Consider the following 23,259-nt stretch of genomic DNA (forward strand, 5'->3'; position numbering starts at 1 on the left):
CGCGAGCTCATGGACGGGTAGGCGTCGACGCGGGCCCGAGCCCCGTTCCCCTGTCCGGGATCGGCACGACCGCGTGTCGACACCTGTGATCCTGTTGCCCCGCCTGGCCATTGTCAAGGGTTTCGTGACGGGCGTCACGAAACAATTGAATAAGATCCCTCCGGATCGGCTCCTTCCGCGCGGGGGCGCGGACTCAGAAATCCAGCGCGAACACGCGCCTCGCGATCAGTTCGAAGAAGGCCGCCTTCTCCTCGTCGCTGATCGGAAGGGCGTCCTGCGCCGCGACCTCCGCGGCGTCGAACTGGTAGGGATAGTCCATCGCGTACATGACACGGTCGGCCCCCACCACATCTCGCGTGAACATGATCGCCGGAGCCCAGGGCATGCCCGAGGTCGTGAGCCAGATGTTGCTGGAGAAGTACTCCGACGGCCGCTGGCGCAGCGGCTGAATCTGCTCGTAGCGCCCGGACGCGACCTGCTTCGCGTGCATGTGGTCGATGCGGTGGAGCCAGAAGGGCAGCCCCTCACCGAGATGCCCCACCACCAGTCGCAGATTCGGGTGACGGTCGAGGACGCCCGACGTGATGATCCTCAGCAGGTGCAGGCCCGCGCTCGCGCCGAAGCCGTAGACCGCGCCATCCAGCCCCGCCTCGCGATAGGGCTGGATCATGCTGTCCGGCGGCGTGTTCGGGTGCAGGTACAGCGGCACATCGAGTGCCTCGAGCTCGGCGAGGAGGGGAGCGAACCGCGGGTCGTCGATGTGCGAGCCGCGGATGTGATCGTTCAGGATCAGTCCCTTCAGGCCCAGCTCCGTCACGGCCCTGCGCACCTCGGTCACGGCAGCGTCGACGTCTTCGTACGACACCGCGGCCAGCGCGGAGAATCGAGTCGGGTTCGCCCGGCAGATCGCCGAGAGCCGGTCGTTCGCCAGCCGTGCGACTCCGATGCCCTCCTCGGCGTCCAGAACCTGCGTGCCGGGCGCGGTGAGCGCTAGCACCTGGTGGTCGATCCCGCTCGCATCCATGTCGGCGATCCGGCGCTCGGCCGCGTCCTGCAGGCGCTCGACGACGGCTCGCGGCTGGGGGTGCGAGGAGCCGAGGAAGTACCCCACAAGGCTGTGGAAGCCGATGTCGCGGATGGTCCCGTCGGCCAGGTGCCGGCGATACAGGTCGAACATCTCTGGCGGCGCCCAGGCTTCCTCCGTCGCGATGCGGAGGTAGGGACGTGGTTCGTCGGGGATGCTCATCGGTGTCCTTCCGGGTTCGAGTGGATGCGCCGGGCGCGGTCTTCGGTGGGAACGGGCTCGTCGGGTTGGCGGGAGATCGGGTCCATCCGTACGGTCACGACAGCCGAGGTCCCTGCCCGCACTTGCTCCAGTCCGGCGCGGAGCGCGCCCTCCAGCGCGCCGAGGTCGGAGACGATCGCGCTCCATGCCTCCCCCGCGGCGGCGGCGATGCCGCCGAAATCCGCGCTCTGCTGGAGATTGACCCAGTAGCGATCGGAACGGACGGCGACCCCGTCGGGATGGATCCGCTCGACGTTGCGTTTCGTCGCGTTCCAGCCGCCGTTGTCGAGGACGACGGTGAGCACGGGCAGCCCGTAACGGTGGGCGATCCAGTAGGTGGAGGAGGGGACGCTGAAGAAGAAGGTCCCGTCGCCGACGATGCTCACCACCGTGCGCTCCGGTGCGGCGAGCTTGACTCCCAGCGCTCCACCGCCGGACCACCCCAGCGACGTGCCGCGATTGCCGTAGAGGGTCCCCGGCCGCCGGCGGGGAAGGTGCTTCCAGACGGTGGGCGCAGCCGAGATCGCTTCGTTGACGACGATCGTGTCGTCGTCGAGCAGTCCGGAGAGCGTGGCCGACACGCTGGCGGGCGTGAGGCGACCGGCTCGGACGTCCGCCTCCACCTCGCCCGCCCACGCTCGTCGCACGGCGACACCGTCCTCGGCGGCCGCCTGGGCGCGGTGTGCGGCGCGGGCATCGCGCGTGGGAGCGCACCGCTCCTCGAGCTGCTCGAGGACGAGTGCACCGTCCGCGCGGATGAAGCGACCGGCGCGCACGTACCAGAGGGGAAGCGATTCTTGCAGGGGGTCTTCGTTCACCACGAAGACCGAGGCCTCCTTGCCCGGCGCCCGGATGGCATCCACCCATGGCACGTCCGTGTCGATCGCGAGGATGACGTCGGCGTCGGCGATCAGGCGGTGAGGGTCGTCACCGGCATGCAGCGGATGGTCGCGGGGGAAGTTCACGACCTCGGCGTTGTGCTCGACGACGGCGACCCCGAGTCGCTCGGCCACCCGGACGAGGGCTCCCACGGCGGCGTGCGAGCGCCCCAGGTACGTGGTGATGATGACGGGCCGCTCCGCCCCCGAAAGGGCCGCGAACAGATCGTCCACCGCATCCGGCGGCGCCGGAGACGGTTCGACGGGCCGCCACTGCGCCGCCACTTCCCGGCGCGGCTCCGAGACGCGCTCGGCGAGCACCTCCCGTGCCGCGGTCACGTAGACCGGGCCGGCTGGTGCGCTGCGGGCGATCTGCAGCGAGCGGTGCACGATCTGCGCGGCGTTGACGGCGGTGCGGATGTCGTAGCTCCACTTGACGTAGGGCCGCACGATGCCGTGCTGGTCGGGGACGTCCTGGAGGTGGTTGACGAAGGAATTCCGGCTCCCCGGCAGCTCGCCCTCGAGGGTGTAGGGCGTGAGCCCCGCGAAGACGAACACGGGCACGCGCGAGCGCGCGGCGTTGTGGACCGCGCCGCCGAGGTTGGCGGTCCCCACATCGGTGTGCACGAAAACCGCCTGGGGCTTGCCCGTCACCGCCGCATAGCCGTGGGCGGCACTCAGCGCGGTGTACTCGTGCGGGCACAGGATGACCACAGGGGAGTCGATCCCCGACTCACGGTCGGCCGCGAGAGCCTCGATGATCGCGGGGTGGTCGCTGCCGAAGTTGGCGAAGAGATGCGTGACGCCCGCCTCGCGCAGCGCGTCGACGATCAGCTGCCCGGCCGAACGCTCCGCACCGCTCACGCCGCACCACGGGCAGGCAGCGCCTGCACGTCGACGCTGTGGAACTGCAGGTACTCCTCGATGCCGTGGGGTGATCCCTCCCAGCCGATGCCGCTCTGCTTCCAGCCACCCATGGGGATCTCCCTCGTGCCCGTCGCGGAGAACATCGCACTGTTGACGAACGTCACTCCGGCTTCGAGCCGGTCCGCCACAGCGAGCGCCCGCTCGGGTGAGCGCGACCACACCGACGAGCACAGCCCGTAGTCGGTGTCGTTCGCCAGGGCGATGGCCTGCTCCTCGTCGTCGCATTCGATGACGGGGAGGATCGGCCCGAACTGCTCCTCGCGGACCACCTCGTCGTCGTGCCGGGCGTCGAGGACGAGGGCGGGGAGGAGGAAGTACCCGTCCGCCCATGTGCCCGGATCGAGCGGGGATCCCAGCACCCGGACGTCCCGACCTTGCGCGCGCGTGCGATCGAGGAGGGCCTGCACGCGCTCGAACTGGCCGGGGTTGTTCACCGGCCCCATATCGGCCCGCTCGTCCGTGGCGTCGCCGACCACCATGCGGTCCACGACCTGGACGAGCAGATCCCGGAACTCCCCGGCGATGCTGCGCGGCACGTACACGCGTTTCGTGGCGAAGCACACCTGACCGGCCCGCCGGTACGCCGACAGCGCGATGCGCTCCGCCGTATGGGCGAGGTCGGCGTCCTCCAGCACGACGGCGGGATCGTTCCCGCCCAGCTCGAGATGCACCGGGAGGAGCGACTCGGAGGCCTGGCGCATGATGTGGCGAGCAGTGGCGCCGCCGCCGGTGAACGAGACCTTCCGCACGCGGCGATCCGCCAGGAGCGCGCGCACGACCTCGGCGTCGCCGTTGACGACGTTGACCACACCCGGCGGCAGCTCGGCGGCGGCCAGCCCGGCCAGGAGCGACACCGCGAGCGGCGCGAACGGAGAGGGCTTGAGCACCACGGCGTTGCCTGCGGCGATCGCGGGCGCCAGCTTGTTCGCGGTCAGGAGGACGGGCGCGTTCCACGGCACGATGCAGGCCACGACGCCGTAGGGGCGCCGCTCGACCCGCACGAACTCGCCGGGCGCTGCGCCCTCGACCGCAGACGGTTCCAGGACCGTCGGCAGGTACGCCGCGACCAGCCGGAACGACTCGGCAGCGGCGGCCACCTCGCGGCGGATGGTCGAGACGACACTCCCGTTCTCGCGGGTGGCCAGGTCGATGAGCCTGGCGGCGTGCGCGTCGATCGCGTCGGCGATCCGCAGGAGCCTCTGCGCCCGTTCCACCACCGGCGTGGCCGCCCACTCCTGGGCCGTCGAGGCGGCGCTGTCCACCGCGGCCAGCGCATCCGCGGCGGTCCCGTCCGCGACGACCCCGACCACCTCCGAGGTGCGGCTGGGATTGTGCACCTCGAAGGTGCGGTCCCCCTGCCGCTCCGCACCGGCGATCAGGTGACCGAACACCGGTCCCGCTGCCTTCTCATCGATCATGGTCATCGCTCGTCCTTCCGCTGTTCGCCTGCCGGCGCTCTCACGACGCGTCCTTGGGCATCACCAGCGACAACAGGTGCCGCCGCAGCGCCAGGAACTGCTCGCTCGCCCGCGTCTCCACCTGGCTCCGCACGGTGCCCAGGCCGACGTCGACCACCTCGCGGACGACACTCGGGTTCTTGGAGAGGACGATGATGCGGTCGCTGAGGTAGATCGCCTCGTCGATGTCGTGCGTGACGAGGACGACGGTGATGCCCAGGTCCTCACGCACCTTGAGGATGAGATCCTCCAGATCGAACCGCGTCTGGGCGTCCACGGAGGCGAACGGTTCGTCCATGAGGAGGAGCTCCGGCCGGTACGAGAGGGCGCGCGCGATCGCGACGCGCTGCTGCATCCCACCGGACAGCTCCCAGGGGTACTTCCGTTCCACATGGCCCAGGCCCACGCTGCGCAGGGTCTCCGTGACGCGGCTGGCGCGCTCGGCCCGCGACAGCCCGCGCGCCGAGAGGGGCAGCGCGACGTTCTCCCCGTTCGTCATCCACGGGTACAGCGAACGGCTGTAGTCCTGGAACACCAGGCCCAGCTGCTCCGGAACCTGCGTGAGCGGGCGTCCTTCGAACGTGACCGATCCCGCGCTGGGGGAAGCCAGCCCCGAGATGCAGCGCAGCAGCGTCGTCTTACCGGCACCGCTGGGTCCGACGATGCAGACGAACTCGCCCTTGTCGACATGGAAGGAGACCGAGTCGATGGCCATGTTGGCCTGCGCGGTGCCCTCGTTGTAGATCTTGCGGACCCCATCGACGGCGAGAACGGTCTCGGTGGCGGTGGGAGTGGAAACGGCGGATGCAGACATGTGGGTTCCTTACGACGATCCGAGCGCGCGTGACCGGTAGTACCAGCGGAGGGCGCGGCGCTCGACGAAGACGAACAGGTAGTTGAGGGCGGTCCCGATGAAGGCGAGGACAAGGATGCCGGTCCACATCTTCTTGATCGCGAACTCCGCCTGTGCTTGCAGGATGAAGACCCCGATCCCGGAGTTGGCGGCGACCATCTCGCTCACCACCATCAGGACGATGCCCACCGTGAGACTGGCTCGCAGCCCCGCCGCGATCTGCGGCGCCGCACCGGGGAGGACGAGTCGGGTGTACGTGCGCCATCCCCCCAGCCGCAGCGCCCTGGCCGTATCGAACTTCACCGTGTCGATACCCCGCATGCCGTCGAGGGTGTTCAGAAGCGTCGGCCAGATGGATCCGAGCGCGATCAAGGCGATCTGACGGAGGTCGCCGATGCCGAAGATCGCGATCATCGCGGGAAGCAGCGCCGGGGCAGGGAGGACGTACAGGAAGTAGATGATCGGGTTGGCCGCCATGCGCAGGTACTTCAGTCGCCACATCAGCGAACCGCCGACGACACCGATCAGCGTCCCCAGCAGATAGCCGATGAACAGGTTGCGCAGGCTCACGACCGCATTGGTCCAGGCTCCGAACACCACCCACTGATCCCACGTGTCGACGAGGATGTCGCTGAGCGGCGGGAAGAACGGCGACACCGACTCGGCGGACACGAACCACCACACGGCGATGAGCAGCAGTGGCAGCCACACCGGCGTGAGCGCTTGGCCGACTCGCCGCAGGGGGCTGCTCCCCCGGCGGACCCGTACCGTCGGCACCAGGCTCGTGGTCATCCTGCTCATGCCGCGCCCACCTTGTTCGATTCGCGGATGTTCCGCTGCGATTCGTGCCAGTGCATGACCCGCTTCTCCAGGAGGAAGAACGCCCCCGTGAGGGCGATGCCGAGGATCCCCGCGACCAGGATGTAGGCGTACATGGTCGGGTACGCCACCACTCCGGTGTTCTGCGCCAGCAGGATGTTGCGACCGATGCCCGCCGCCCCGCCGACGATCTCCGCGACGACGCACAGGATCAGTGCCTGCGCGGAGGCGATGCGCATTCCGGTCACCAGATACGGCGATGCGCTGGGCACGCTCACCATCAGGAACCTGCGGGCACCACGCACGCCCAGGGCCCGCGCGGTGTCCAGGACGATCGGGTCCATCGAGCGCACGCCGTAGATCACCTGGATGAGGAACGGCCAGAACGCGGCGAAGCACACCAGGAACACCTTCATGGGGAGCGTGGAGCCGGCGATCAGGATCACGAGGGGAAGGATCGCGATCGCCGGGATCGCCTTGAAGATCTCGATGACCGGTGCCGCACTGCGCTGCGCGAAGGCGTTGAAAGCCAGTGCCGTACCGATGAGCAGCCCCAGCAGGATCGTGATCACCATCCCGATGACCCACCCTGCAAGCGTGGCGCCGATCGCCGGCCATACCCGGCCGGTGCCCACTTCCCGCCCGAGCGCCGCCATGGTGTCGGTCATCGTCGGGAACTGCGAGGGGCTCACCAGACCACCGGCGGTCACGGCCTGCCACGCCAGCAGGAGCACCGCCACGGTGACGATCGGCAGCGTCCACGTCAGCCAGGATCGCGAGGCGCTGCGCATCCCATCTTCTCCCTTCGCCCGCTCGCCGGTTCCTACAGCGCGCCCGACCACACGATCGTGGAGACGTCGAGCTTCTCGAGGGCCGCCTTGGCGGATTCGTCGGTGCTGAACTTCACCAGCAGATCGCGGGCCACCTCGAACGCATCCACGTTGAGCGCCGGGTCGCCGCCGACGTTCCATCGCGCTCCCGCGGCCTGCTCCTCGGTGATCCCGAGGCCGTCGACGAGGGCGGCCTTCGCCGTCTCCGGGTCGGCACTGGCCCCTTCGATGGACTCGGCCATGGCGTCGGCGAAGGCGCGGACGGTGTTGGGGTTCTGATCCACGAACGACTGCGACGTGTTGAACAGCGTCGTGGCAGTGCCCTCGAACAGTTCGCGGTTGTTGTAGCCCAGCTCCACGCCTCCGGCGGCCAGGGCCTCCGCAGCGAAGGGCCACTGCATGATCGCGGCGTCGACGTCCCCGCTCTCCAGCGCGGCGGCCATCTGGCCGAAGGGCAGCTGGACCAGTTCGATCGACGCGGCGTCCGCGCCCGCGCGGTCGACGAGCTCCCACATCGTGAGCGTGTTGTGCGAGGACAGACCCACGGTGGCCACGCGCTTGCCCTCCAGGCCGGCGAAGTCGGTGATACCCGATTCCGCGGACGCGATGGTGAGCGTGCCTTCGTCGTCTTCCTGGATCTGTCCTTCGATGGAGGTGATCGCGCGGATGGGGATCCCGTTGGCATTGGCCGTCACGGCGTGGACCACCGTGGCGAAACCGACGTCGTACGTGCCGCTGGCGAGACCCGACACGATGGCGGCGATGTCGGTCTGCGGGGTGATCTCCAGTTCCAGACCGTGCTCCTCGAAGATGCCCTCCTGCAGCCCGTAGTACAGGGGGGCGAACTGCGTGGACGGATTGATCGCGACGGTGAGGGATGCCTTCTCCGGGGCCCCTCCGTCGTCTCCGGTCCCGGCGTCTGCTCCGCCGTCCCCGCCGGAGCAGGCCGCGAGCGAGGCCGCGACGATTCCGGCGACCGCGATGGCGCCGAGGCGGCGCGTGAGGGATGTCTTCACAGTGAAACCTCCGATTCAACGGGCGCCTTCGGCGCCGCGCCGTGTCCCAGTCCGAGCAGCGCCGTGACGTTGCCGCTGTAGATGCGGTCACGGTCGGCGTCGGAAAGGATGTCCATGTCGTTCAGGTTCGCGATCGTGTCGCGGATGTAGCCCGGGCCCTTCTCGGGGTCGAACGGGGTGTCGGAGCCGAACAGGGTGTGGTCCACCCCGAAGAACTTGATCGCCGTGCGCATCGAGTCGCCGGCGCCGAAGTATGCCGTGTCGACGTAGAACTTCTTGAAGTAGTCGATCGGCCGCTGGGTGAGCGGATAGCCGGTGATGTCCTCCGCCTGATCGGCGGGGGTCCGAGACCCCAGCTGGTCCCAGCCCGGACCGACCCTGCCGGCGAAGTGCGGGATCATCGCGCCACCGTGGTGGATGAGGATCTTGATGTCGGGGAGTCGCTCGAAGACGCCGGAGAAGACCAGCCGCGACATGAACGCCGACAGGTCGTACTCCCACCCCAGCGTCCACCAGATCTCGAACTTCGACCGCTCCTCGGTCTTGTAGTCCGCCCAGCTGGCGTCGCGGCAGGGGTGGACCTGGATCATCTTGTCGCCACGGCGTGCCACGGCTTCGTAGAACGGGAAGAACCGCTCCTGATCCATCGGTCCGCCGTTGACGTGCGTGTAGATCTGCACCCCGACCGCGCCCAGGTCGTCGAACGCGCGATCCACTTCGGCGATCGCGTTGTCGACGTCGTCGAGAGCGACGGCGGCACAGAACCCCTCGAAGCGGTCCGGGTGGCGGGCCACGAGGTCGGCCATCCCGTCGTTGGCGATGCGCGCCAGCTCGGCGGTGCGCGCGCGGGGCCCCAGGTCATCCAGCGGCGGCGCGGCGGTGTTGATGATCTGCCGGTAGTCCGGTCCGAACTCGTCCATCACGCGGAAGCGCTCGTCCAGATCGACGAGGGCGGGCACGCCGCTCACGCGCTTCTGGATGTTGCGTGCCACGGCGCTGTCGGTGATCGCGAACAGTCGCTCCGCATAGGCGGTCGGCAGGAGATGGCAGAAAGCATCGATCTTCATCGAATCTGGTCCCTTCGACTCGGCGCGCTTCGTCGCGGCGCGAGTGATCCCGAGCCAATCAACCCGCGGGCGCTGCGGTAAAGCCGGCGCCTCGAAGGATTCCGCATGGCGGAATCGCCTGGCCCCTCACCGGGCGAGATGCGCGCGGATGCCCGCGGCGCACCCCCGCAGGTGCACGACCACTTCGCGCGTGCGGCGGGACGTCAGCCGAGCGCTGGGGGCCGACATCGCCACGGCTGCGATGGTGGTCCCCCCGCGATCGCGCAGCGGCACGGCGATGGCCCGGAGCCCCTCGACGCTCTCCTGGTCGTTGACGGCATATCCGCGCATGGACACGAGTGCCAGCTCATCGAGGAGCTGGGTGAACGTCCTCGTGTGCGGTGTGAAGCGTCGCAGCCCCCGGGGATAGAGGGCGCGCAGTGCTTCCCTGGAGAGTTCGGCCAGGAGCACCTTGCCGCCGGATGTGGCGTAGGCCGGGAGCAGGGTCCCCGTCAGCACGTGGGTGCGGGTCCGCTGGTCCGCTTCGAAGCCGGCGATGAACCGCACCGAGGACTCCTGGAGCACCATCAGGTTCACCGTCTCACCCAGCGCGATGCTGAGGTCGCGCAGATGGGGTTCGCTCACGCTTCTCAGGTCGATGGAGCGGGTGCTGGCGAAGCCCAGTTCGATGAGGGCAGGGCCCGTACGGTAGGCGCGGGTGATGCGGTCCTGGGTGACGAATCCGCGGTACTCCAACGTGGAGAGATGGCGATGAGCGGTGGAGGGCGACACGCCCAGCTCGCGGGCGACGTCGGTCACTCGCAGTTCGGAGTGCGTCCGCAGGAGGAGCAGAAGCTGAAGCGTCTGGTCGACAGCACCCACGGGGTGTCGCGGTGCCGACGCATCCTCGTCGATACCCACCTCATGAAGTTACCGCTCGCCCCGTGGCGGCCGGAGTCGTCTGAAATCCCTCTTGCCATTACCTATCGCCATAGGTAACCTCAGGGAAGGAGACGCACTGCGGCGCTCCCCCTGTGAGCGGAAAGGACCTCGAACAGTGGCACATGCTTCCCCCACGGCGGACAACGCCGCCTCCCTGCGCCTCATCGACGGATTCTCGTTGGAGATGACCGGCAAGGACATCCCCGGCCTGGAAGAGGCACGGGACACCATCCCGGCCGGCACGAAGATCAACGTGACCTTCCTCGGCAACGAAGACCTCGACATGCGCGTCTCGGCCGCCAAGGCCGTCGCCGACATGGGCTTCGTCCCCGTCCCGCACATCTCCGCCCGGCGCCTGTCCTCTCAGGGGCAGCTCGAGGAGTTCCTAGGCCGCCTGCAGGAAGTGGGCGCCACCGATCACGTCTTCGCCGTCGGCGGCGACCCGGCCGAGCCCGAGGGCCCGTACCCCGACTCGCTCTCCGTCATCCGCTCCGGCGTCCTGCAGCAGTACGGCGTCAAGGAGGTGTCGATCGCGGGATACCCCGAAGGACACCCCGACATCCCCTCCGACGTGCTGTGGCGCCATCTGGAGGACAAGTCCGCCGCGCTCAAGGAGCAGGGCCTGGATGCGGTCATCCTGACGCAGTTCGCGTTCGATACCGACCCGGTGACCGCCTGGATCCAGGCGGTGCGCGACCGCGGCATCGACACGGAGATCCGCATCGGCACGCCCGGCCCTGCCGGCGTGAAGCGGCTGATCAACTTCGCCCGCCGCTTCGGCGTGGGCGCCAACGCGATGATCGTGAAGAAGTACGGCTTCTCGCTGACGAACCTCATGGGCACCGCGGGACCTGACCGCTTCGTGACCGACCTCGCGGCGCTGCTCGCGCAGAACCCGGCCTCCGGAAATGTCAGACTGCACTTCTACACGTTCGGTGGACTGCTCGCGACCTCCAAGTGGGCGCGGGACTACGCCGCCGCCCGCTCCTGAGGAGACAGCACCCATGCCTCTGCGCCCGCATTCCCTGCACGATCACGCGTGCCTCATCGTGCACGGCCCCGACCAGCCCGGGCTGGTGGCGGCCGTCACGTCGCTGATCACCCGCAACAAGGGGAACATCGTCACGCTCGACCAGTACTCCGACAACCCCGAGGGCGGAGCGTTCTTCCAGCGCGTGGTCTTCCACCGCCCCGACCTGGCCGCCGCGATGCCCGAGATCGAGGCCGACCTCGACAAGACCCTCGGCGCGCAGGGCATGACGTGGCAGCTCACGGATCAGTCGATGCCCAAGCGCATGGCGATCCTCGCCTCCACGAGCGACCACTGCCTGCTCGAGCTGCTGTGGCGGCACCGCCGGGGCGAGCTGAACGTGACCATCCCGATGGTCATCTCCAACCACACCAACACCGCAGAATCGGTGCGGTCGTTCGGCATCCCCTTCTTCCACATCCCCTCCCAGGGACCGGACAAGTCGGCCGCCGAGGCGGAGATCGTCAAGCTCCTGACCGGAAACGTCGACTTCGTCGTCCTGGCCCGGTACATGCAGATCCTCTCCGACGACTTCCTCACCCAGGTGGGGGTGCCCGTCATCAACATCCACCACTCGTTCCTGCCCGCCTTCATCGGCGCCGGCCCCTACAAGAAGGCCAAGGAACGCGGCGTCAAGCTCATCGGCGCGACATCGCACTACGTGACGAAGGACCTCGACGAGGGTCCGATCATCGAGCAGGACGTCGCCCGCGTCACCCACGCCATGAGCGCGACGGACCTGCAGGCCCGGGGCGCGTACGTCGAGCGCGCCGTGTTGTCCCGCGCCGTCCAGTGGCACGCCGAGGACCGGGTCATCCGGCACGGCAACCAGACCATCGTCTTCGCCTGACACCGGGCGCCTCGACCGAGGCGTCCACCGAGAGAACAGAGGAGTTCATCCATGGCCAACAACCTGCAAGAGCTGATCGACGGGCAGAACCCCGTCGAGATGCTGCGCAACTCGCAGATCGGCTCCTACATCTACCCCGTCGTCCCGGCGGACTTCCAGAACTGGATCAAGGAGCAGCAGGCGTGGCGCAACACCGCCGTGCTGTACGACCAGTCCCACCACATGGACAACGTGTTCCTCAAGGGCTCTGACGCGATCAAGCTCATCAGCGACACCGCCATCAACTCCGTCGCGAACTTCGCGGTCAACAAGGCCAAGCAGTACGTGCCGACCACGGCCTCGGGCCACGTCATCGGTGACGGAATCCTGTTCCGCGAGGCCGAGGACGAGTACGTGTACGTCGGCCGGGCGCCCGCGTCGAACTGGCTGATGTTCCACGGCGAGACCGGCGGCTACTCGAACCTCGACCTCACCGTCGACCGCCGCTCCCCCTCGCGCCCGTACGGGCACGCGGTGAGCCGTCAGTACTACCGCTTCCAGATCCAGGGTCCGAACGCGTGGGCCGTCATCGAGAAGCTCAACGGCGGACCGCTGGAGAAGATCGGCTTCTTCAACATGTCGACGATGCGCATCGCCGGCAAGGAGGTCCGCACCCTCCGTCACGGTATGGCCGGCGCACCGGGTCTGGAGATCTGGGGCCCGTACGCCGAGCACGACGAGATCCGTGACGCCATCGTCGAGGCGGGCGCCGAGTTCGGTCTCGTGCCGGTCGGGTCGCGCGCCTACCCGTCGAACACGCTGGAGTCGGGCTGGATCCCCTCCCCGCTCCCGGCCATCTACACCGGTGAGGCGGAGCGCGCGTACCGCGAGTGGCTCGGCGTCGACAGCTACGAGGCGACCGGCACCCTGGCCGGCTCCTTCGTGTCGGACAACATCGAGGACTACTACATGACGCCGTGGGAGCTCGGCTACGGCTCCTTCGTGAAGTTCGACCACGACTTCATCGGTCGCGACGCGCTCGAGAAGATGAACAAGGACGACCAGCGCAAGAAGGTGACCCTCGCGTGGAACGCCGAGGACCTCGGCAAGGTGTGGACCTCGCTGCTGAACGTCGACGGCCCGAGCTACAAGTTCTTCGACCTGCCGCTGGCCAACTACGGCTCGGCCAACTACGACTCGGTCGTGGACGCGGACGGCACCGTCGTCGGATTCTCGATGTTCACCGGCTACAGCGCCAACGAGCGCCGCGGTCTGTCGCTGGGCGTCGTGGACCCCAACGTGCCCGAGGGCACCGAGCTCAAGGTCGTCTGGGGCGAGCCGAACGGCGGCTCCTCGAAGGCGTCCGTCGAGCCGCACGAGCAGACCGAGGTCCGCGTCGTGGTCAGCCCCGTGCCCTACTCCACCGTGGCGCGGCAGACGTACCAGGGCGGATGGCGCACGGGCTACCAGGCCTGAACCCCGCATGACACGAGGGGCCCGGGCGCGTGCGCCCGGGCCCCTCGCTTTCCCTGGCCGCCGCATCCGCCCGTCGCCTCGGCACGGGCCCGCGTCGATCGACCGCACGTCTGAGGAGGAGGACCGATGAGCCTGCGTTACGCACTGCTCGCGCTCGTGCGGGTGGGCCCGCAATCCGGCTACGACCTGCAGAAGCAGTTCGCCGTGTCGGTGGGTCACGTGTGGCACGCCCCCGACTCCCAGATCTACCCCGAACTGCGGAAGATGGAGGCCGAGGGCCTCATCCGCGGCGAAGAGCAGACCCGCGGGGAACGCGGCACGCGCCGCATGTACCACGTGACCCCCGCCGGGCATCAGGCGTTCCTGGACTGGATGGCCTCGCCCCTCGAGTATCAGCGCGTCCGCGACCCCGCCCACCTGCGCGCCGCGTATCTGGAAGCCGCCACACCCGACCAGGCCCGCGCGTTCCTGCAGGCCCACATCGCGCAGTGGAGCGGCGAACTGGAGCAGTGGGAGGGCGAGCTGCGCCGCATCGACGCAGTCGACAACCCCATGCTGCTGCGCCGCCTGGCCGTCACTGCCGACGAGGACCGCGAACGTACGATCGCCTACAAGCGCTTCGCCTACGAAGGCCTCGTGGAGCGCGCGCGCGGCGAGATCGCGTGGGCGCGCCGCGGGCTCGCACTCGTGGACCGCCTGGAAGGAACGGCCGGATGACCACGGCACCTCGGACGGCGGACGCCGCTCCCGCCGTGGATCGCGAGCGCGCCGTCGCCGCGGTCCGCGAGCTGCTCTCGGCCGTCGGCGAAGACGTCGAGCGGCTCGGCCTCATGCGCACGCCCGAGCGCGTGGCCGACCTCTACCTCGAGCTGTTCTCCGGCATCGGGCGCGACCCCGCGTCGGCCCTCGGTGCCCCCGTCGCCCTCACCGAGAACGAACAGCCCGGCGAACTCGTCGGTGTCACCGGCATCCCGTTCCGGTCGGTGTGCGAGCACCACCTCCTGCCCTTCGAGGGCACCGTCGACGTGTTCTACGCACCCTCCCGTCACATCGCCGGGCTGAGCCGCGTCGCCCGCCTCGTCGACGCGGCCTCCCGGCGCCCGCAGCTGCAGGAACGCCTCGGCCAGCAGATCGTCGACGCCATGATGGCGGTCCTGAGCCCGCACGGCGTCGCGGTGCGGATCGAGGCGGCCCACGGCTGCGTCGCGCACCTGGAGCCGGCCGCCGCATCCGCGCGCGCGGTCACGGTCGCGACCGCCGGCACGCTTCCTGGCGACCTGTGGCGGCTCGCCGCAACGGCGCAGGCCTGAGGACGATCGGCGGGAGGACGCGTTCGTCCCCCGGCTCGAGTCGAACCGGGGGACGGACGAGGTCGGTCAGAAGACGCGGACGGCGATCTCCGCGGGGGCGGCCAGGAGCTTCTCGATCTCCTCGTCCACCCGGACGGCGGTCACGGACAACCCGGCCATGTCGAGCGATGTGCAGTACTCGCCCACATACGATCGGGTGACCTGCGCCCCGCCGGCGGTGATCGCGCGGTGGGCGATGCCGTAGGCGAGATAGAGCTCGCTGATCGGAGTTCCGCCCAGCCCGTTGATCATCAGCGCCAGCCGGTCATCGCCGGACACCTGCAGGTCGGTCGCGACCGCGTCCACGAGGTCGGTCACCATCCGGTTCGCGGACGCGAGCTCGACGCGCATGCGCCCCGGCTCCCCGTGGATACCCACGCCGAACTCCACCTTGTCCTGCTCGAGGTCGAACAGCGGCGCGCCCTTGGACGGCGGAGTGCATGCGGTCAGCGCGAGCCCCATGGTGCGCGTGGCGGCATTCACCTTCTCGCCGATGCGGACGAGCTCGTCCAGGTCGGCGCCCGCTTCTGCGGCGGCTCCGACGGCCTTCATGACGAAGAAGTTGCCGGCAACCCCGCGGCGGCCCACGGTGTAGAGCGAATCCTGCACCGCGACATCGTCGTCGACGAAGAGGGTGCGCACGTCGATCCCCTCGGCCGACGCCATCTCCTGCGCCATCTCGAACGCCATCCGGTCCCCCGTGTAGTTGTTCACGATGAGGAGGACGCCCTTGCTCGAGGCGAGCCGCTTGATGGTCTCGTAGACGTAGTCCACGGGCGGGGCCGCGAAAACGTCTCCCGGGCACGCGGCGGTCAGCATGCCGGGGCCCACGGTCATCACGTGCGCGGGCTCATGGCCGGAGCCGGACCCCTGGATGATCGTCACGCGCTCGTCGCTGGGGGCATCGCTGCGGTGGATCAGGTTGTACTCGGGGACGTAGACGAGCGTGTCGGGATTGGCCAGGGCCAGCCCCTGCAGCATCTCGGCGACGAAGTCTTTCGGGTCGTTGACGAACTTCTTCATGTCATTCCTTTCGTGGGGACGCGTCGCCGCCCTGACGCTCGGGCCACCTGTCGGCGACGCGCTCGGCGAGGACGGCCAGGGCCACTGCGCCGGCATCGGGCGACCCGATGCTGCGCTCGCCCGAGTAGCTCGCGCGGCCGCGCCGCGCCTGCAGCTGCGTCGTCCGCTCCGCGGCCGCCCTCATCTCCTGGGCGAAGCGCTGCACGGCAGCGGAGGAGTCGGCACCGGCGGCGACGGCCTCTTCGAGTGCATCCGTGGCGGGGACCAGAGCGTCCAGGAGGGTCTTGTCCCCCAGCTCCGCCTTCCCGCGGGCCTGGATGCCCTCGGCGGCGGCGCGGAGCATCGACACGACCGTCGCGCCATCCAGGCTCTCAGCCGTCTTGGCGGTCATCGCCGCGCGGAGGAATCCCGTTCCCCAGATCGGACCGGAGGTGCCGCCGACCCGGCTGGAGATGGTCATGGCGGCTGCTTGGATCATCGCCGCGACGCTCTGCGTGGGGTAGTCCGGCAAGTCCTCCAGAACCTTCTCGAACCCGCGCGCGAGGGAGAAGCCGAAGTCCCCGTCTCCCACCACGGCGTCCAGATCGCCGAAGTAGGTCTCCTTCTCGACGATCTCGGCGGCGACCGTCTCCAGCACGAACCGCGTCACATTGACGTCTGCGGCGCTCATGATTCCTCCGTCGTGTGTGCGATCCCGCGGGCCCGCACGTGTTCGATGTCTGTCAGGGTCGTCGCGGCCAGGTCTTCCAGGACGAGGGACGCCCCCGCGAAGTCCTCGCCACCGGTGTAGGCGCTCTTGGTCACGATCGTCGCGATCCCCGCCCCACCGGCGGCACGCAGACCGATGGCACTGTCCTCGATCACGACGGCGTCCGACGCTCCGATGCCCAGTTCGGCGAGGGCATGCAGGTAGATGTCCGGCGCCGGCTTCTTGCGGGGAACGACGTCGCCGGCGAACACGCGGAACTCTGCCGCCAGGTCTTCTCCGACGGCACGTGCCAGCACAGCCCGGACCGACGGCTCCGCTGAGGTCGACGCGACCGCGAGCGCCCACCCCTCCGCGTGAGCCTCGCGGGCGAGACGCTCCACACCGGGACGCGGATCGATACGCCCCTCAGCGATGAGCGCCGTGTACAGGTCGGTCTTGCGACGATGCATGGCGGCGATGAGCTCGTCCTGCGCCGCCGCATCCGCCGGAAACTCCGCCCAGCGTGCAGCCAGTTCGGGCGTGAACTCGCTCCGCATGCGCTCCTTACCGCCCCCGATGCGGACCTTCTCGCCATAGACCGCCGTCGACCACTCGATGGGGACCCCGAATTCGCGGAACGTCTGGTTGAACGCCGGCAGATGTCCGTGCATCTCCGTGTCGGCGAGCACGCCGTCGCAGTCGAAGATCAGCGCAGGCATGTCAGGCCTTCCCCGCACTGCCGAAGGTGTCGCACAGACCGACCACGAGATCGACGACCTCCTGGCGCGTGTGCCGGAACAGCGACGGCGGATCCCACGTGCCGGCGGCCTGCGCGCGCGTGAGGAAGTCCAGCTCTGCTCGCATGAATCGCTCCTTCAGCGCCGTGGAGATGTTGACCTTGGCGCACCCCCGCGCGATCAGGTCGCGGAACTGATCGTCGCTCAGACCGCTTCCCCCGTGCAGCGCGATGGGGACGGGGTGGCTCTCGACGATCTGCGTGATGCGCTCACCGTCGAGCACCGGTGTGCTCTTGTAGGCGCCGTGCGCGTTGCCGATCGCCGGCGCGAACACGTCGACCCCCGTCGCCTCGAGGAACGCGAGCTGCACCTCGAGGCTCTGTCGCCGGCTCTCCTCGTCGGAGCCGTGATCGTCCTCCACGCCCTGGATGGACTCGATCTCACCCTCCACGTGGGCCCCGAAGCGGCGCGCTTCGGCGACGACCTCGATGGTCTGTCGCTGGTTCTCCTCGACGGGCAGTTCGGAGGCGTCGAAGAGCACCGAGTTCCAGCCGTGCTGAAGGCACGTCGTGATGACATCACGGTCAGGGCAGTGATCCAGGTGCAGCGAGACCGGCACCGGGATGTCGCGGGTGAGGTCGTCCCACATCGCCTTGATGAAGCTCGCGCCCAGGCTCCGCACCGTCTTGACGGAGGTCTGGACGATGACCGGCGACTGCGCCTGCACCGCTCCGGCGAGAACCGCCTCGAGCGTCAGGTCGTTGAAGATGTTGACCGCCGGGACGCCGTAGCGCTCTGCGAACGAGCGGCCGACGATTTCGGTGAGGGGGACGACAGGCATGGGCGTTCTCCTTGGGGTGTGGATCAGGACTCGCGCAGGCGCGCGGACTGGGCGCGGTACTCGTCGAAGGCTCGGGCGCGCTCGGCGGCCGCATCCGGGTCGGTGACGCAGTCGTCGTACGCGGCCAGGATGCTGTCGAAGTGCGCACGCAGGCCCTCACGGGTCTCCGGGAACGGCAGCACCCAGAACCGGTCGGCCACGATCGCATCGCGCACGTGCTGGGCGAGCTCCACCGGATCCATCCCGCCCGCGTACAGTCGGCGCTGCAACTCCACGAAGCGCTCGTCGGCGATGAAGCTCGACCCCGAGGCCAGTTCCGCGGGCCGGCGATCCAGCGTGTGTGCGATGTCGGAACGGACGCTCGCCGGGCACAGGAGGCTTACCCCGATTCCCTGGGCCGGGAGGGTCAGAGCGTAGCTCTCCATGAGGTTGATGACGGCGGCCTTCGAGGCGGCGTAGATTGCGGCGCTGGGGCTCCCCTGGAAGCCGGCCATGGATGCGACCGAGACGATGTGTCCTCCGGCGCCATGCGCGAGCATGCGAGGGAGCAGCGTCTGGATGCCGTTGACCATCCCGCCGAAATTGACGCCGAGGATCCAGTCGAAGTCGGCGTAGGTGGCCTTCTCCAGCGGACCGAAGCCGTTCACCCCCGCCGTGTTGAACAGGAGCGACGCAGGAGCGCCCAATCCGTCCTCGATGTCGTCCGCCGCGCGCTCCCAGGCCTCACGGTCACGGATGTCCAGCCGTACCGGGTGCACCGTGATGCCGCGCGACCGGAGCGTTTCCGCCGCGGTCTCCAATGCTTCCTGGCGCACGTCGACGATCGCCACTTTGCAGCCGAGATCACCGAACACCTGCGCCTGGCCGAACCCGACCCCGGACGCCCCGCCGGTGATCACCGCCACCCGACCTGCGAAGTCCTGCACCGTGCGCTCCTTCCCGGCAGCGCTGCTCTGCGCGACCCTGACCAGCCTCACCCGGAATGGCACGCCGGGCGCGTCTCACTGTGAGACGCGCCTGGCCGTCAGAGACCGAGCGCCTGCGCCCGCCATTCGGTGGGCGACATGCCGAAGGCGGCCCGGAACTGTCGGGAGAAGTGTGCGGGGTGGCGGAAGCCGCAATCGGCGGCGATCTGAGCAACCCCCCGCTCCGACGCCGATGTCCGGGCGAGCGCCGCGCGAGCGCGCTCGAGGCGTCGGGTCCGAACCGACTGCGTGACGCTCGTCCCGTGCGCGGTGAAAGCCGCCTGCACCTGCCGCCGCGACACCGACAGAGCGCCCGCCAGCGCGTCGACACCCAGGTGGGGGTCCGCGATCCGGTCTTCGATCCTGCGCACGGCGCGGCTGTACACGTCGGTCAACCCGCCGGGGCCTACCGGCGGCGCTGCGGCGAGCAGGCTCGCCTCGAACATGCCGACGAGGCACCGCACCACGAGCGGCGCCGTCGGCCCGCGGAGCAGGTTCATGTCCTGGGCGAGCGCGCGAACGAAGGCCAGCAGAACCGGACCGACGCCCTCCCGGGACGCCAAGGGCTCGCCGAAGGGCACGTTCGGCCGCACCAGCGCAGCCCGGAGATCCTCCCCCGGCAGCCGTGCGACGAAGAGAGCGAACTCGGCGTCGAACTCCCACGAGGACGGCACACCCCAGGACGAGACCAGATGATCACCGGGGCGGAGCGTCCGAGTGCCGTTCTCCGTGGTCAATCGGCTGCTCCCCGACAGCTGGACGACGGCCAGCACGACGTTCCCCTCACCCGCGCGCACCTGGTCGGCCGAACGCACGATGGCGTGCGGGTGCGCACGCACCCGCAGAATCGCGATGGATGTGTCGTCGACCACCCGCCGGGTCACCACGCCCTCGAATCCGTCCGCCAGGCCGTCACCGACCCACCCGGCGCCGCGGCGGATCACCGGGAAGTGCGTCGCCCACTCCGGGAAGCTCCGCGTCACAAGGTCCAGCTCCGTCGCCATATCCGCCTCCGTCGGCGGTCGTCCGCCTTCCTCGTTGCTATCACAGTCGCGCAGGCGAGGTGATCATCTGCGCAGACGGTGCCCGCATCCGCCGGGCGGTCTCGGATCCTGTCAATCGAGCGCGCCCGCCGCGCACCTGACGGCCGATCCGGAGGACACCGATGACCACAACACCGACGGAGCGATCTGGGCCGGGAGTCACCCCGGATATCGTCCGGCGACTGATTGCGATCGTCGGAGCCGACGCGGTGACGGCGCAGGACGATCTGATGTCCGACCGCGAGTGGCCGTTGCGCGACCCGTACTGGATCCCGGGCGACGAAACCTACACCGCCGGCGTCGCCGTCCACCCCGAGACGACCGAGCAGGTGCAGGACATCGTGCGGCTGGCCCTCGAGACGGGCGTGCCTCTGGCCACCCATTCCCAGGGTCGCAACAACGGCTACGGCGGGTCTTCGCCTCGCGTCGGCGGCTCCATCTCCCTCAGCCTGCGGCGGATGAACCGGGTTCTGGAGATCAATGAGGAGCTGGCCTATGCGGTCGTCGAGCCCGGTGTGCGGTGGTTCGACCTGTACGACGAGCTTCGCGCGCGCGGATCCCGGCTCCAGGTGTCGGTGCCTGACCTGGGTTGGGGCAGTGTTGTCGGCAACTCCCTCGACAACGGGGTGACCTACCTTCCCTACGGCGCGGACTTCCAGGCCCCGTGCGGGATGGAGGTGGTCCTGCCAGATGCGTCGCTCCTGCGGACCGGAATGGGCGCGATGCCCGACAACCCCGCGTGGCACACGTACAAGCGCGGCGTCGGCCCCACCCTCGATCCATTCTTCATCCAGTCGAACTTCGGCATCGTGGTCCGGATGGGGGTGTGGCTCATGCCCTCGCCGGAGGCCTACACGCCGCTGCTGCTCACCGTCGCCGCCGACGGGGATCTTCCGCGTGCGATCGACACGGTCCGAGAACTGCGCCTCGCCAACCGGCTGCGCGGGGTCCCGAGTCTCTACAACACGCTCATGGCGGCAACAATGACCGGGGTGACCGACGTCATCGCGCGCGCCGAGAAGGGGTTTCTTCCCGAGGACGACGTCCAGCGGATCGCCGAGGAGACCGGGTTGGGCCGCTGGTATCTCCGCAGTGCCCTGTGGGGGTCGCGGGAGGAGGTGGACCTGCAGGTTCGTCAGGTCCGGGAGGCATGGCAACGGATCCCTGGCGCCACCCTGACCGTCCAGGGGATCTACGCCCCCGACGAGTACGCCCGGATCGCGTCGATCTCCGATCGCATCACCGCGGGCGTGCCGAATCTGGATGTCATCAAACACAAGGGCGAAGGTTTCGGCCACATCGGGATCGCTCCGATCGTCCCGATGGTGGGCGAGCGCGTGATGGAGGTCGTCGATCTCGTGCGCGACATCATCGAGCAGCGCACCGGATTGAACTACAAAGCCGGGATCCTCGTCGTGAACGAGCGGTCCTGCGCCCTCGTGTCCTCGATCAATTTCGACCCGCGCGATCCGGAGCAGGCCCGCGCCGCCTATGCCACGGCGCGCGAGCTGGTGGCGGAGCTGGCCGCCAGGGGGTACAGCGAATACCGCGCCCATCTGGACTTCATGGAGGACGTCGCCGGGTTCATGTCGTGGAACGATCACGCCTATCGGCGGTTCGTGACCCGCATCAAAGATGCGATCGATCCTGCAGGGGTGATCAGCCCCGGTCGTTACGGCATCTGGCCGGCGCCGCCTGGCAGCCAGCCGCCGCGGTCGTAATCTCCCAGCGCCTCCTCGGCGAACGCGCGCAGTCGGTCGCTTCGCCCCGAGCTCTCGTGATCGCCGTACACCACGAGGCGCAGCCCTTCGTGATTGCCCTGGAACGTCCGCTCGTAGAGGTCGTGGCGGCCCGCGAACTCCGTTCCGACGGCATCCCAGAGCATCTTCATCGTCTTGACGCGCGCTTCGGCGGTCACCCCCTCCGATCCGCGAAGGTACCGTCTCAACGAAGGCGCCAGCTCGGGGACATCGAAGTCGCTGGCGTGGGAAGGCAGATAGATCAGAGCCGATCCCAGGTCCTGCAGCACGATCTCCCGCACGCGCGGGTACGCGATGGTACTGAGCCACCGATAGGCGTCCACGGCATCCGCCTGCGGCGACCAGGTTCCGTCCTCCCCGCGACGCGGGTCGAGCACCATCGCGTCGGTGAGGGCATTGACCATGCTCCGCCACGCGAGCACCTCACCGACCCTCGTGCGCACCCCCCGGAAATCCCCCGTGCCGGTCGCTTCCAGCGCCTTCAGCAGGAGGCCGGCGAGGAAGTCGAACTTCACCCCCAGTCGCGTCGCGCCGTGCAGCGCCAGCCGGGAGGGGAAACCGGCGACCCCCGTGAACGAGCGGGCGCGATCGAGGTCGCGGTAGACCAGCAGGTCCTCCCAAGGGATGAGGACCCGATCGAGCACCAGGATCGCGTCGTTCTCGTCGAACCGACTGGTGAGCGGGTAGTCGAACGGGCTCCCGGTCGCCGACGCGGCTTCCGCGTACGACGTGCGGGCCAGCAGCGTGACCCCGGGTGCGGAGATCGGGACCACGGCCACTATGGCGAATGCCGGGTCTCGTAACGCTGCCCCCGTCGGCGCGATGAGGGCGAACTGCGCGCCCACCGCCCCCGTCGCGACCACCTTCGCGCCGGACACGACGACGCCGGCATCCGTCTCCCGCACCGCGTGCACCGCGATGTCGCCGATCTCGTCCGGGGGGAGGTGCCGGTCCACGGGCGGATCGACGATGGCGTGCCCGAAGAACGAGACGTGCTCCTGCGCGTGGCGATACCACCTCTGCGCGTTGGGGGCGTATTCCCCGTACCAGTCCTGGGTCGCGCCCAGCGACCCCAGGAATGCCGCCTTGTAGTCAGGGGTGCGCCCCATCCAGCCGTATGTGCGTCTCGCCCAGGCGCGGATGGCGTTGCGAGAGGCGACCAGGTGCTCCGGCGAGCGCGCCGCGAGGAAGAACGGGTGTGTCTGCCCTCCGCGTCCCGTGTCGGTAGGCAGCAGCGGGGTCGACCCGTCGTGCAGCGCGTCGTACAGACCGGCCACCGTGCGTGCGGTCTGCGCGAACGCCGGGTGAGCGGTGACATCGGCCACGCGATCGCCGCGCAGCCAGACGACGCGCTCGTCGCGCAGGCTGTCGAGGTAGTCCGCACCGGTCTGCGGCCGCGATTCCGCGAATTCCACCATCGGTTCCTCCCCTCCCCTTCGGCGCGATTCTGCCAGCGGCGCCGGTC

At 69.1% G+C, this 23,259-nt stretch carries 22 protein-coding genes; 6 read left to right on the forward strand and 16 right to left on the reverse strand.

Annotation, left to right across the window (positions count from 1 at the left end; translation table 11 throughout):
• Positions 1-193: 193 nt before the first annotated feature.
• The 9 genes from E4K62_RS17365 to E4K62_RS17405 form a co-directional block, all read right to left on the reverse strand.
• Positions 194-1,246 carry an amidohydrolase family protein gene (locus tag E4K62_RS17365; RefSeq protein WP_135069976.1) on the reverse strand — a complete coding sequence of 351 codons (1,053 nt, stop codon included), beginning with the start codon at positions 1,244-1,246 and terminating at the stop codon, positions 194-196.
• On the reverse strand, positions 1,243-3,027 hold the full coding sequence (locus E4K62_RS17370; RefSeq protein WP_167747834.1) for a thiamine pyrophosphate-requiring protein: 1,785 nt from the start codon (positions 3,025-3,027) through the stop codon (positions 1,243-1,245). The genes E4K62_RS17365 and E4K62_RS17370 overlap by 4 nt, the downstream gene beginning before the upstream one ends.
• The gene (locus tag E4K62_RS17375; RefSeq protein WP_135069982.1) at positions 3,024-4,514 is read right to left on the reverse strand and encodes an aldehyde dehydrogenase family protein; all 1,491 of its coding nucleotides are present in this window, start codon (positions 4,512-4,514) and stop codon (positions 3,024-3,026) included. Before E4K62_RS17375 ends, E4K62_RS17370 begins: the two co-directional genes overlap by 4 nt.
• Positions 4,515-4,548: 34 nt before the next feature.
• Positions 4,549-5,361 carry an ABC transporter ATP-binding protein gene (locus E4K62_RS17380; protein ID WP_135069985.1) on the reverse strand — a complete coding sequence of 271 codons (813 nt, stop codon included), beginning with the start codon at positions 5,359-5,361 and terminating at the stop codon, positions 4,549-4,551.
• 9 nt (positions 5,362-5,370) lie between these two features.
• Complete coding sequence (locus E4K62_RS17385; protein ID WP_135069988.1) at positions 5,371-6,201, reverse strand: ABC transporter permease; 831 nt, start codon at positions 6,199-6,201, stop codon at positions 5,371-5,373.
• Positions 6,198-7,010: an ABC transporter permease gene (locus tag E4K62_RS17390; RefSeq protein ID WP_167747835.1), complete on the reverse strand. Its 813-nt coding sequence runs from the start codon at positions 7,008-7,010 to the stop codon at positions 6,198-6,200. The genes E4K62_RS17385 and E4K62_RS17390 overlap by 4 nt, the downstream gene beginning before the upstream one ends.
• Before the next feature lie 32 nt (positions 7,011-7,042).
• Positions 7,043-8,065, reverse strand: a complete 1,023-nt coding sequence (locus E4K62_RS17395) for an ABC transporter substrate-binding protein (protein ID WP_167747836.1) — start codon at positions 8,063-8,065, stop codon at positions 7,043-7,045.
• Positions 8,062-9,132: an amidohydrolase family protein gene (locus E4K62_RS17400; protein WP_135069997.1), complete on the reverse strand. Its 1,071-nt coding sequence runs from the start codon at positions 9,130-9,132 to the stop codon at positions 8,062-8,064. The genes E4K62_RS17395 and E4K62_RS17400 overlap by 4 nt, the downstream gene beginning before the upstream one ends.
• A gap of 126 nt (positions 9,133-9,258) precedes the next feature.
• Positions 9,259-10,032 (reverse strand): IclR family transcriptional regulator, encoded by a 774-nt coding sequence (locus E4K62_RS17405; protein ID WP_135070000.1) that lies wholly within the window; start codon positions 10,030-10,032, stop codon positions 9,259-9,261.
• A gap of 205 nt (positions 10,033-10,237) precedes the next feature.
• Between E4K62_RS17405 and E4K62_RS17410 the strand changes: the two genes are divergently transcribed.
• From E4K62_RS17410 to folE, 5 genes are all read left to right on the forward strand, one after another.
• Positions 10,238-11,044: a methylenetetrahydrofolate reductase gene (locus tag E4K62_RS17410; protein WP_135071573.1), complete on the forward strand. Its 807-nt coding sequence runs from the start codon at positions 10,238-10,240 to the stop codon at positions 11,042-11,044.
• A 13-nt stretch (positions 11,045-11,057) separates the two neighbouring features.
• Positions 11,058-11,933 (forward strand): formyltetrahydrofolate deformylase, encoded by an 876-nt coding sequence (gene purU, locus E4K62_RS17415; protein WP_135070003.1) that lies wholly within the window; start codon positions 11,058-11,060, stop codon positions 11,931-11,933.
• Positions 11,934-11,984: 51 nt separating this feature from the next.
• Positions 11,985-13,388 carry a vanillate/3-O-methylgallate O-demethylase gene (ligM, locus tag E4K62_RS17420; protein ID WP_135070006.1) on the forward strand — a complete coding sequence of 468 codons (1,404 nt, stop codon included), beginning with the start codon at positions 11,985-11,987 and terminating at the stop codon, positions 13,386-13,388.
• A 126-nt stretch (positions 13,389-13,514) separates the two neighbouring features.
• Entirely contained in the window at positions 13,515-14,105 is a 591-nt protein-coding gene (locus E4K62_RS17425; protein WP_135070009.1) for a PadR family transcriptional regulator, read from the forward strand.
• Positions 14,102-14,698, forward strand: coding sequence for a GTP cyclohydrolase I (gene folE / locus E4K62_RS17430; RefSeq protein ID WP_135070012.1), 597 nt, complete (start codon positions 14,102-14,104; stop codon positions 14,696-14,698). The genes E4K62_RS17425 and folE overlap by 4 nt, the downstream gene beginning before the upstream one ends.
• A 66-nt stretch (positions 14,699-14,764) precedes the next feature.
• On the opposite strand, the gene dhaK is transcribed toward folE, so the two are convergent.
• From dhaK to E4K62_RS17460, 6 genes are all read right to left on the reverse strand, one after another.
• Positions 14,765-15,760 (reverse strand): dihydroxyacetone kinase subunit DhaK, encoded by a 996-nt coding sequence (gene dhaK / locus E4K62_RS17435; RefSeq protein ID WP_135070015.1) that lies wholly within the window; start codon positions 15,758-15,760, stop codon positions 14,765-14,767.
• A gap of 1 nt (position 15,761) precedes the next feature.
• Positions 15,762-16,430, reverse strand: a complete 669-nt coding sequence (dhaL, locus tag E4K62_RS17440) for a dihydroxyacetone kinase subunit DhaL (RefSeq protein WP_135070018.1) — start codon at positions 16,428-16,430, stop codon at positions 15,762-15,764.
• Positions 16,427-17,167 carry an HAD-IA family hydrolase gene (locus E4K62_RS17445; protein WP_135070021.1) on the reverse strand — a complete coding sequence of 247 codons (741 nt, stop codon included), beginning with the start codon at positions 17,165-17,167 and terminating at the stop codon, positions 16,427-16,429. Before E4K62_RS17445 ends, dhaL begins: the two co-directional genes overlap by 4 nt.
• 1 nt (position 17,168) lies before the next feature.
• Positions 17,169-18,026: a class II fructose-bisphosphate aldolase gene (locus E4K62_RS17450; protein WP_135070024.1), complete on the reverse strand. Its 858-nt coding sequence runs from the start codon at positions 18,024-18,026 to the stop codon at positions 17,169-17,171.
• 23 nt (positions 18,027-18,049) lie between these two features.
• Positions 18,050-18,952, reverse strand: a complete 903-nt coding sequence (locus E4K62_RS17455; protein ID WP_167747837.1) for an SDR family NAD(P)-dependent oxidoreductase — start codon at positions 18,950-18,952, stop codon at positions 18,050-18,052.
• Between the two features lie 98 nt (positions 18,953-19,050).
• The gene (locus E4K62_RS17460) at positions 19,051-19,995 is read right to left on the reverse strand and encodes an AraC family transcriptional regulator (protein WP_135070030.1); all 945 of its coding nucleotides are present in this window, start codon (positions 19,993-19,995) and stop codon (positions 19,051-19,053) included.
• Between the two features lie 161 nt (positions 19,996-20,156).
• Between E4K62_RS17460 and E4K62_RS17465 the strand changes: the two genes are divergently transcribed.
• On the forward strand, positions 20,157-21,755 hold the full coding sequence (locus tag E4K62_RS17465; protein ID WP_135070033.1) for an FAD-binding oxidoreductase: 1,599 nt from the start codon (positions 20,157-20,159) through the stop codon (positions 21,753-21,755).
• Here the strand turns inward: E4K62_RS17465 and E4K62_RS17470 are convergent.
• The gene (locus tag E4K62_RS17470; RefSeq protein WP_135070036.1) at positions 21,707-23,212 is read right to left on the reverse strand and encodes a 4-hydroxyphenylacetate 3-hydroxylase N-terminal domain-containing protein; all 1,506 of its coding nucleotides are present in this window, start codon (positions 23,210-23,212) and stop codon (positions 21,707-21,709) included. The two genes, E4K62_RS17465 and E4K62_RS17470, sit on opposite strands and share 49 nt — an antisense overlap.
• Positions 23,213-23,259 lie beyond the last annotated feature (47 nt).

Origin of the sequence: Microbacterium wangchenii, from assembly GCF_004564355.1 — a bacterium.
Classification (GTDB): Bacteria; Actinomycetota; Actinomycetes; order Actinomycetales; family Microbacteriaceae; genus Microbacterium; species Microbacterium wangchenii.